Raw genomic sequence first — 9,340 nt, 5'->3', positions numbered from 1 at the left:
ACGCGGCAAGGAGGTGATGATTGCCCACGGTGACGTGTGCGTGGAGAGCGGTGATCACCTGATTCTGTTCGTGATCGACAAACGCCGTATCCGCGACGTCGAGCGGCTGTTTCAGGTCGGCTTGACCTTCTTTTGACAGACGCGCTCGGCTAACGCCGCGAATAGGCTGAAGGCAAACTCAGATCTCCACCGCGCGGCCAATGAACTCGATGGGGCCGGTGGGCAAGCCGGTGGGCGAGCCGGTCTCATCTTCCAGGGTCAGCTCGAAGAGCTGGTTGTCTTCCAGCGGTGGGAGCTGGTCCAGGCGCAGACGCAGCGGCTGGCCCGGCTCCACCAGCCCCAGCGAAACGGGTGCCTGCCAGTCATCGGCCTTGGTCCAGAACTCCAGCGCTTTGCCCTCCGGCACTTCGAAGGTGCCCAGCGGGATCAGCTGAATCTCCTGGCGGTTGGCCGCTTGCACGACCCAGCCTGCCGACTGCGTCTGTGGTGCCAGTAGCACCACCATGTACTCGGGTACGGCGGGCTGTGTCGTGACGTTGCTCAGCATGACACCCATCGCCAACGCTGCCGCCACGGCCCCGGCCCCCGGTGGCGGCCCGCCAGAACGGCAGGCTGTGCATCAATCGGCGGCGCGGGGCAGCCGGCGCGCGGGCAGGCGTCACTCCCGGTGCAGTAGGCCGTACCGCGGATGCTTTCAGGCTGCGCTCGATGCGCGGCCATAGGTAATCGGAGGGGGTGACGGGGTCGACGATGGCGGTATAGGGGAAAAATCGCTCTTCCCAGGCGGCGACCGCTGTTTGTAGCGCGGGCTCGTTGGCCAGACGCGCCTCGAACGCTTCACGCTCGGCTATCGGCAGCGTGCCCAGCACGTACTCCCCTGCCAAGGCATGCAGATCATCGGATTCATGAGCACGTGTCATGCCATACACTCCCGTAAGCGCAGCAGGCTACGCTTGATCCAGGCTTTTACCGTCCCCAGCGGGGTGCGGGTGTGCGCCGCGATCTCGGCGTGGCTGAGCCCATCTACATAGGCGTGCAGAACGCAGTTGCGACGCTCGGCTTCCAACTGCTGCAAGCACTCATCCATGCGCTCGCCAGTTTGCCAATCGAACGCTTCCTCGATCCGAGAAGCGTGCTGAAAGGTGTCGTCATCGGCAAATTCGTGGGGGTCGTTCAGGTCGGTATAGACGTGGCGCTCACGCCCACGCATGGCATTGAGCGCCAAATGGCGGGCAATGCTGAAAATCCAGGTGCGGGCAGCCCCCTTTTGTGGGTCGAAGGTGTCGGCACGCTGCCATATGTTCAAGCAGGCGTCGTGGACGATGTCTTCGGCCATGCCGCGATCCTTGACGATGCGGTACACCACTCCGAGCAGCCTGGCGCCTTCCTGCTGATACAGCTGATGAAGCGCGGCCTGCTCGCCACGAGCGATGCGGGTAAGTGCATCGAGATGATCGAATGGGTTGGCTGTCGTTGATCCACCTTCGTCGGACACATCATCACTCCCTGGTAACGCGTCGGTCGCTATCGTCGCAGTTCAGTGAGGATAATCGCTGGGGGCCCGCGATGCGAGCCCCCATCTTCAACGCATCAGAGTAGCGCCGACGAGATCAGTTAGCGGTCCAGAAGATGTAATCGGCCTGGTAGGTGACCACGGCGGTGGCGCCTTCGTTATCGCTACCACAGGCCACATCGGGCGCCACACCGCCCTGGGTGTCCAGGCGCTGAATATAAGTGACGCCATTCATGGCACCCTCACCTTCGGCCGGATTGGCTTCTACCAGCTGCAGCGGAATGTTGCCGTCACCGTTGGGAGATACGGCCAGCTCCGTTGCGGTCAGCTTGGAGCCGTCCAGTGATTCCCAAGTGGCGGGCGGGCCGTAGTAGCTGCCGACCTGATTGCCTTCGCGGTCATTCAGCGCCGCATGGGGGCCCTTGAAAACCCAACCCAGGCTACCGTCGTCCTTGGCTTCACACATGTAAGTAATCGCGCCCACGCCCACTGTTTCCAGAGCGACGCTATGGCCATCCGGCACTTGAATGTCGTCAGGCACATCGGCCAGCGCGGCTTGACTGAAGGATGCAATCAGGGTCGCAGCGAGGGTGGCACGCGTTAGATGTTGAATGGTCATGTCAGTCTCCTTGGGTTGTGTATCAGCCACTTTTGCCGTGGCTGTATAGGGGATACACACGAGGAGACCGATTGGATGCACTCTTTTTGAAAAAATTTAAAAACGTTATTGGCTCACCCCGTCCACCGTCACTTGGCGAGGGCAGGCATCCCCTTGGGCATCGAACAAATGGCAGCGCTGGCCGTTGATGCCCAGCCGAGACGCCTGCCCTTCTGCCAGCCGTGCCAGTCCGTCCAGGCGTTGGGTCAAGGGAGTGTCCCGCCCCGCCACCTGCCAATGGGCCAGGGTCTCGTAGCCCAGCTTTTCGGCCACCATGAGCGTGGCGTCCAGGGTAGCATCCGCCTGCTCTGCGGCAACGAAATCTTCGGCTCTCAGCCCTAATGTGGCCTGATCACCCGCCTTGAGCTGCTGCCCGTTCACGGCCACCGCCAGGCTGTCGCCGGTGTGCAGGCGTACCAGCGTGTGTTGCTGGCCGGGGTCGACCACCGTCACCGGCAGGGTATTGATGCGCGGCGAGCCGATGAACTCCGCCACTTCCAGCGTGTTGGGAAAGTGGTACAGCGACAGCGGTGCGCCTACCTGGGCGATACGCCCTTTTGAAAGCAGCACGATACGGTCGGCCAGGGTCATCGCCTCGACCTGATCGTGGGTGACGTAAATCATCGTGGCATTCAAGCGCTTGTGCAGCGCCGCAATCTGGATACGCATGTCCACGCGGAGCGCGGCATCGAGGTTCGACAGCGGCTCGTCGAACAGGAACACCGCTGGCTCCTTCACCAGCGTCCGACCAATGGCCACCCGCTGGCGCTGGCCGCCAGAGAGATCCTTGGGCTTGCGCTCCAGAAGCTCGGTGAGATGCAGCATTTCTGCGGCGTGCTGCACCCGACGGCGAATCTCGGCCTTGTCGGTACGCGCCAGCTTGAGTCCGAACGCCATGTTCTCGGCCACGCTCATGTGCGGGTAGAGGGCGTAGGATTGGAACACCATGCCGATGTCCCGCTCCTGGGGTGGAATCTCGTTGATCCGCTGGCCATCCAGCTGCATGTCCCCGGTGGTAATGTCCTCCAGACCCGCAATCATGCGCAGCAGCGTGGATTTACCACAGCCGGAGGGGCCCACGAACACCACGAACTCGCCGTCTTCGATGGTGAGGTCGATATCCCGAGAGATTTCGACGCCGTCAAACGACTTGCCGATGCCGCTAAGGGTCAAACGTCCCATGATGTATCCTCCTGAGCCTGTGGGCAGCGGGCAATTGCCACGCCAAACGGCGGCAGCGTCAGCGTACCGGCCTGCCATTCGCCCTTGAGCCAATGGGGGGCGCCTTCCAGTGCTTCAGCATGCTCGGGCGCCGAGCGGGTAATGGTCTGATCGCTGAAGTTCAGCGCCACCAACAGGCGGGTTTGCTGATAGGTGCGCTCCAGGCAGAGCACCTCGTCACGCACCGGGTGGTAGCGTACTTCCCCCTTGACCAGCGCGAGCTGGGTGCGGCGAAACGCCAGGAACTCCCGGTAAGCGTTGAGCAGTGAATCGGCATCCTGCTCTTGCTGATCGACTGCCAGCGCTGCGTGGGTTTCGGGCACCGGCAGCCAGGGCGTGGCACGACTGAAGCCAGCATGGCGGCTATCTGCCTGCCAGGGATGCGGCGTACGGCAGCCATCACGGCCTTTATAGGCAGGCCAGAAGGTAATGCCTGCCGGGTCCACCAGCTGCTCGAAGGTCAGCTGCGCTTCGGGCAGCCCCAACTCCTCCCCTTGGTAGAGGCACACGCTGCCCCGCTGGCTGAGCAAGAACACCATGTACAGACGCAGCTTATCGAGCTGCCCCTGGGCCTGCCAGCGAGTCGCCAGCCGCGTGACGTCATGGTTGCCCAGCGCCCAGCAGGGCCAGCCATCGCCAATCCGCGCTTCCATCTCGGTCAGCGTTTCGTGCAGGTACGTCGGGTCGGCCTTGTCGGTCAGCAGGTTGAACGAGTAGCACATGTGCAGCCGCTGCCCCCCCCTGGGAGTAGGCCGCCATGACGCCGAGGGCGTCGTCATCCCCCACTTCACCGACGCTGGTGGCGCCGGGGTACTCATCGAGCAGCGCCCGAAGCCGCTCCAGGAATACCAGGTTTTCCGGCTGGGTCTTGTCGTACTGGTGGAGCTGATAGCCATAGGGGTTGTCGGGGCGCACGCCCAGAAAGCTTTCGGTGATCTCCTGACGCGGCGGATTATCCTTCAACTCGCCGTGGGTACAGAAATTGACCGCATCGAGGCGAAAACCATCGACCCCACGCTCCAGCCAGAACCGCGCTTCTTCGAGAATGGCCTCGACCACGGCAGGGGTGCGGAAATTGAGGTCTGGCTGGCTGGCCAGAAAGTTGTGCAGGTAGTACTGGCAGCGTCGGGTATCCCACTGCCAGGCGCTGCCGCCAAACACGGATTGCCAGTTGGTCGGCGGCGCGCCGTCGGGTTTGGGGTCGGCCCATACGTACCAGTCGGCTTTGGGGTTATCGCGGCTTTGGCGACTCTCCTCGAACCAGGCGTGCTGGTCGGAGGTGTGCGACATGACCTGATCGATGGTGACTTTCAGCCCGCGGGCATGAGCCGCCTCGACCAGCCGGTCGAAGTCTTCCAGACTGCCGAACATTGGATCGACATCGCGGTAGTTGCTGATGTCGTAACCAAAATCCTTCATGGGCGAGGTAAAAAAGGGCGAAAGCCAAATGGCGTCGACGTTCAGTGAGGCAATGTAGTCGAGCTTCTCGATCACCCCCCGCAGGTCGCCAATGCCGTCGCCACGACTATCCATGAAGCTGCGCGGGTAGATTTGATAAATCACCGCGCCGCGCCACCAGTCGGCCCCCTGGCTGCCAACATAGTGCGAAGTAGAAGGTGTCTGCATCATGGCGAATCCTTATGGTTGTTATCAGCGATAAGGGCATGATGCAGGCTGCGCGGCGGGATCGAATCCTCCCCCGCAGGGAGTACCGGGCGTAGTCGAGAGGAGGAGGCGAACCGAGGGCGCTGGGCAGCCTTCCGACGGGGTCAATCCCCGTGAATGTGGGCCAGTAGCTGCCCCGCCAGGTGTATGGCCTCCTCACGGCGACGAATGTTCTGCTTCTGGTAAAGGCTGCGGATATGGGTTTTGATGGTGGTCTGGGCCACCGAGAGTTGTTCGGCAATCTGCTCGTTGGATAGCCCCGCATGAATCAACCCGAGGATCTGCCACTCACGGCGGGTCAGCGGTGAGGTGCGGATCAGTTCCGGCACATCCGGGCGAGCCACGATATCGGCAATCACCGTCTCGTCGAGAATCAAACGCCGGGCGCTGCCAAAATCCTTCTGGCGCCCTGCCAGTGCCATCAACCGCTCGGCCCTCGCCTTTTCCAGGGCCCCCAACGAGTCGCTTTCGAGCAGGCCAGCCAGCAGCGCCCCTAACGGTTTGCCCAACCGCAAAAAGCTGCCCACTAGGCCGGTGCGCGACGCCAGGCTCAGGGCCTGCTGTATATGCTCGCGAGCGCGCTCTCTTCTTCCTGCATGCCAGGCAGCTGCGGCCAGGCAGAGCTGGTTACGGTTGGCGTCGGTCACCAACCCAGACTGCCGAGCGTGCGCTTCCAGGGCCTCCAGCAGCGTGCGGGCCTCCTCGCACTGGCCCAGCAGCGTGAGCGCTCGAGCGTGGTTGCGCACGTTGCACTGGGCGAAATGGTTGGTGGCCCTATCGGTGATGGGCGGCGGCGCTTCCTGGCGCCAGCGCTCCACTGCCTCCAGGTCCTGGCTCGACTGCCACCAGCTAAGCAGCGTCGCGTGGGCATTGGCGACCCAGTCGATATGGTAATCGCCGTCGGCGAGAATTTTGCGCAGCCGCCGAATATGGTCGGCACACTGGGCCTGATCGCCGCGACTCTGGGCAATCTTGGCCAGCTGAATATGACACTGCAGGGTCCAGCGCTCCCCCTGGTTGTCCAGCACGGCAATGCCCTTGAGCGCCGCCTGCTCGGCTTCGTCCAGCCGATGCCACTCCCAGAGCAGCTGACTGCGGATACGATAGAGAAACTCGGCCACCGGCAGATGCTCGAGCTCTGCGCGCTCGAGATGCACGAAGGCGCGCTCCTGAATATCGTAGGCGGCCTGCAAACGCCCTTGGGCCACCAGCGTTTCCGACTGGTGGCAAAAGGCCCATATCAGGCGCTGGTGATCATCGTGGTGATGGGCCTGGCGCACCACGTCACGCACGTTCAGCAGCGACTCCTCCAGGTGCCCCTGAACGAAACGCGCTTCGCTGAGGATCGCGGTGGCCGTCAGGGGCGTCGATGCCAGGTAACGCGCCGGCACCCCCAGCGCCTGCTCGGCCAGCGGCGCAGCGCGCTCGGCGTTCCCCTGATTGATCGCCAGCTGGGCACGCAAGGTGGCAAATTCAGCGCCCAGCGCTTGCCACTCCGGCAGGTGCAGCTGAGCTTCGATCCAGCCGATCACGCGGGCCGTGACATCGAACTGGAACTGGGCATGGGACACCCAGCCATAAAGCAGCGCCAGCTCGGGGCACTGGCCGAGCTGCGGCTCGCCCAGCCGCTCCAACCCTCTGGCCAGCAGTGCGTAGGCGCCTTTGGAGAGCAGTGCCGACCCTTGCGCGATGAGTAACGGGCTGATCAGGTCCGGCGCGTCGGCCAGAATGGCCTGGCGCAGCGCCATGACCGGGTCATCGAGCGCCAGCCAGGCCTGACTGGCCCGCTGATGCAGCGTGCGCTGGGTGGCCAGGCTCAGCTCATGGCGGCGGTGATGCAGGTAGTCGCCAAACAAGCGATGAAAGCGATACCACTGGGCATGCGGATCGGGCCGTTCGATGAACAGCCCGGCCTGCTCGAAGGCCTCCAGCCGCTGCGTCAACCGCTCCCCTTCCAATAGCCGCGCCATCAGCTCGGGAGAGAACCGCTCCAGCACTCCCAGCTGAAGCAGCAGTTCGCGCTCCTCACTGGGCAAGGTAGTGGTCAGCAGTTCGTCGAACCAGGCGACGAAATCGGGATGCGCGCCGCTTAGCCGTTCCAGCAAGGCATCGAAACCTGCTCGGGTGGTGGTGCGCTCGACCAGCCAGTTGAGCGCCATGGCCCACCCTCCGCTCAAGCGTAGCGCGCGCTCCAGGCTCACCCGGGTAGGCGGAAAACTCAGCTGTTCGGCGCACAGGGTATGCGCCTCTTCACTGTCGAATGCCAGGCTATGCAGGTCGATCTCTTCCAGCTCACCGCGCAGGCGCAGGCTGGCAAGCCCCAGTGCCGGGCGTGACCGGCTGGCCAAGGTCAAGGTCAGCCAGGGCGGCTGATGGCGCAGCCAGTGGGCCAGCGCGGTGAGAATCTCGGGGTTGGCAAGATGCTCGAAGCCATCCACGACCAGTCGGCAAGGCGCGTGCTGTTCGGGTAGCTCCGTCAACCAGCGCTCCATGTGGGCAATGCATTCGCTGTCATCCCCCGGCGTCAGCGTGACCTGAGGGGCCAACAGAGTGTCCATGGCCGCCTGCCAGTAGGCCAGAAAGCGGTGTGTCTGATTATCCTGCTCGTCCAGCCGCAGCCAGCTTGCCTGCTGCTCCAGGACGGGCAGCCGCTCGGCCAGCAGCGTGGTCTTGCCATAGCCCGGTGGCGCCTGAACCACCAGCAGGCGCACCTGCTCGTTCAACGCGAAGTGGTCGTTCAAACGCGGCCGCGCCACCGTACAGGGAGGTAGCGGCGGCGCCTTCAGTTTTTCCTTGAGCAGCAGCATCGGTGCCTCCCTGGGTCGAGTTTAACGAGCAAAAAGCCCGCGACGGAGCGCGGGCAATCGGCATTGGTGAAACAGGTAAGGAAACCTGCCAGGCATGGTGCGATGGGTTAGAACCAGATTTCGCTCTGCACGCCAAAGCTCCACTGGCCACCGGTAAAGCCATCGTTGCCAAACGAGTCTTCCATCGTGTAGCCGTTCAGCTCGGCATCCCAGTCAGTATAGGAGGCGAACAGACGAATTTCAGGACGCTTCCAGAAGCCACCGACATCCGGCTTGAAAGTGGGCGCAATGGTCAGCTTGCCGAAATTGCCGCTGACGGCATTGCGGCCATTGAAGCCATTGGGGTCCAGATCCATGTACTGGTAGCTACCTTCGTACTGCATCTCGAAGTTCTGGGTAATCTCGTTGGCCAGACGCACGTTCAGCGTGGCCCAGGAGTAGCTGTCGCCATCGGCAAACCGGTCGTCGCTGACCTCTGCCAGAATCGAGGGCGCAATGCGCCACTGCGGGGCAATGTAGGTGGTGCCGTAGACCGCCAGGCGAGTCGCCGTGGCGTCGTCGGTCAGGTCGCCATTGCTGCCCAGCCCTTTCACTTCCGCCCCTAGCCCCTGGCCGTGCAGCAGCGCCGCTTTGAAGTTACCCTCGCCCAGGCCGAAGAAGCTGTCGCCGTGGTACGCCACCATGGTGTGCCAGCCGCTGTCGGCGGCGGTCTGGCCTACGCCGATGTCGCGCTCGTCGTTGTCGGCGGCCGACATCACGTTCGCCATGACCTGCCAGTTACCGAAGTAGTTGTTGGAGGTCAGAATCAGGTTGTCGGTGTTGCTGCCTTCACCGTCCAGGCCGGGGTTTTCGCGGTTGATGACGTCAAAGTCACTGAAGCTACGGCCATACAGCGAGAAGTTGGACTTCCAGTTATCGGCCAGTTGAATATCGTAGATACCGCCACCGGTACCGGCCAGGAACACGACGTCGCTGTCCAGCCAGTGGATATCGAAGTTATCCCGGTCGAAGCGCTTACCCGCCCAGATGGAGGCATTTTCGAAGGCCCCGGTGAAGCTGGGCAGGTCGCTGAACTCGGCATAGGCCTGACGGACGTTGAGGTTGGTATCGTCGCCAACCCAATCGTTGCTGGAGTTGGTGCCAGCGGCCAGCATGGTGGTGTAACGGGCGCGGGCGCCGTTATCGAACTGCATGCGGTAGTTGAGAATGGCTTCGGTGTAGGTATCGGGCTCGTTGCCCAGACGACCCACGGCACCGCCCAGGTTACCAGCTGGGGTCACGTAGGGGCCGCCATCGATGCTCTTGCGATCTTCGCCCAGCAGCAGGCCAGAGCGGGCGTAAACGTTGAACGAGAAGCCCTCTTCACCGCTGGCCTGGCGCTCTACTCGTGCCAAGCGCTCTTCGAGGTCGGCATCGGTGGTGGCGGCCGCTGGGGCGCTGGAAGGCGGTGGCGTGGCTCCCTGCTCGGCCAGATCG

Annotated in this window: 6 protein-coding genes and 1 pseudogene; all 7 read right to left on the bottom strand. The window is 63.1% G+C overall.

Going from position 1 to position 9,340, the window contains the following annotated elements; genetic code table 11:
- Positions 1-178: 178 nt before the first annotated feature.
- Positions 179-547 carry an anti-sigma factor gene (locus B7L72_RS18770; RefSeq protein ID WP_254893720.1) on the bottom strand — a complete coding sequence of 123 codons (369 nt, stop codon included), beginning with the start codon at positions 545-547 and terminating at the stop codon, positions 179-181.
- 369 nt (positions 548-916) lie between these two features.
- Positions 917-1,495 (bottom strand): sigma-70 family RNA polymerase sigma factor, encoded by a 579-nt coding sequence (locus B7L72_RS00560; protein ID WP_081191979.1) that lies wholly within the window; start codon positions 1,493-1,495, stop codon positions 917-919.
- 115 nt (positions 1,496-1,610) lie between these two features.
- The gene (locus B7L72_RS00555; RefSeq protein ID WP_081191977.1) at positions 1,611-2,132 is read right to left on the bottom strand and encodes a DUF3455 domain-containing protein; all 522 of its coding nucleotides are present in this window, start codon (positions 2,130-2,132) and stop codon (positions 1,611-1,613) included.
- Between the two features lie 105 nt (positions 2,133-2,237).
- Positions 2,238-3,353 (bottom strand): sn-glycerol-3-phosphate ABC transporter ATP-binding protein UgpC, encoded by a 1,116-nt coding sequence (gene ugpC, locus B7L72_RS00550; protein ID WP_081191975.1) that lies wholly within the window; start codon positions 3,351-3,353, stop codon positions 2,238-2,240.
- Positions 3,341-5,021 (bottom strand): annotated as a pseudogene (locus B7L72_RS00545) (alpha-glucosidase). Before B7L72_RS00545 ends, ugpC begins: the two are co-directional and overlap by 13 nt.
- Positions 5,022-5,161: 140 nt before the next feature.
- The gene (malT, locus tag B7L72_RS00540) at positions 5,162-7,864 is read right to left on the bottom strand and encodes an HTH-type transcriptional regulator MalT (protein ID WP_081191973.1); all 2,703 of its coding nucleotides are present in this window, start codon (positions 7,862-7,864) and stop codon (positions 5,162-5,164) included.
- Positions 7,865-7,971: 107 nt separating this feature from the next.
- Positions 7,972-9,340 (bottom strand): carbohydrate porin (locus B7L72_RS00535; RefSeq protein ID WP_081191971.1); only part of this gene is annotated, 1,369 nt, incomplete at its 5' end.

It is taken from the genome of Halomonas sp. BC1, from assembly GCF_002078135.1.
Lineage (GTDB): Bacteria > Pseudomonadota > Gammaproteobacteria > Pseudomonadales > Halomonadaceae > Vreelandella > Vreelandella stevensii.
Note: the sequence above shows the minus strand (reverse complement) of the source record. Positions and strands in the feature narration are given on the sequence as shown.

What these genes read in the sequence shown, in the direction of transcription:
- B7L72_RS18770 (WP_254893720.1), bottom strand. Translation starts at nt 547, where the DNA reads ATGCTGAGCAACGTCACGACACAGCCCGCCGTACCCGAGTACATGGTG.
- B7L72_RS00555 (WP_081191977.1), bottom strand. Translation starts at nt 2,132, where the DNA reads ATGACCATTCAACATCTAACGCGTGCCACCCTCGCTGCGACCCTGATT.
- ugpC (WP_081191975.1), bottom strand. Translation starts at nt 3,353, where the DNA reads ATGGGACGTTTGACCCTTAGCGGCATCGGCAAGTCGTTTGACGGCGTC.
- malT (WP_081191973.1), bottom strand. Translation starts at nt 7,864, where the DNA reads ATGCTGCTGCTCAAGGAAAAACTGAAGGCGCCGCCGCTACCTCCCTGT.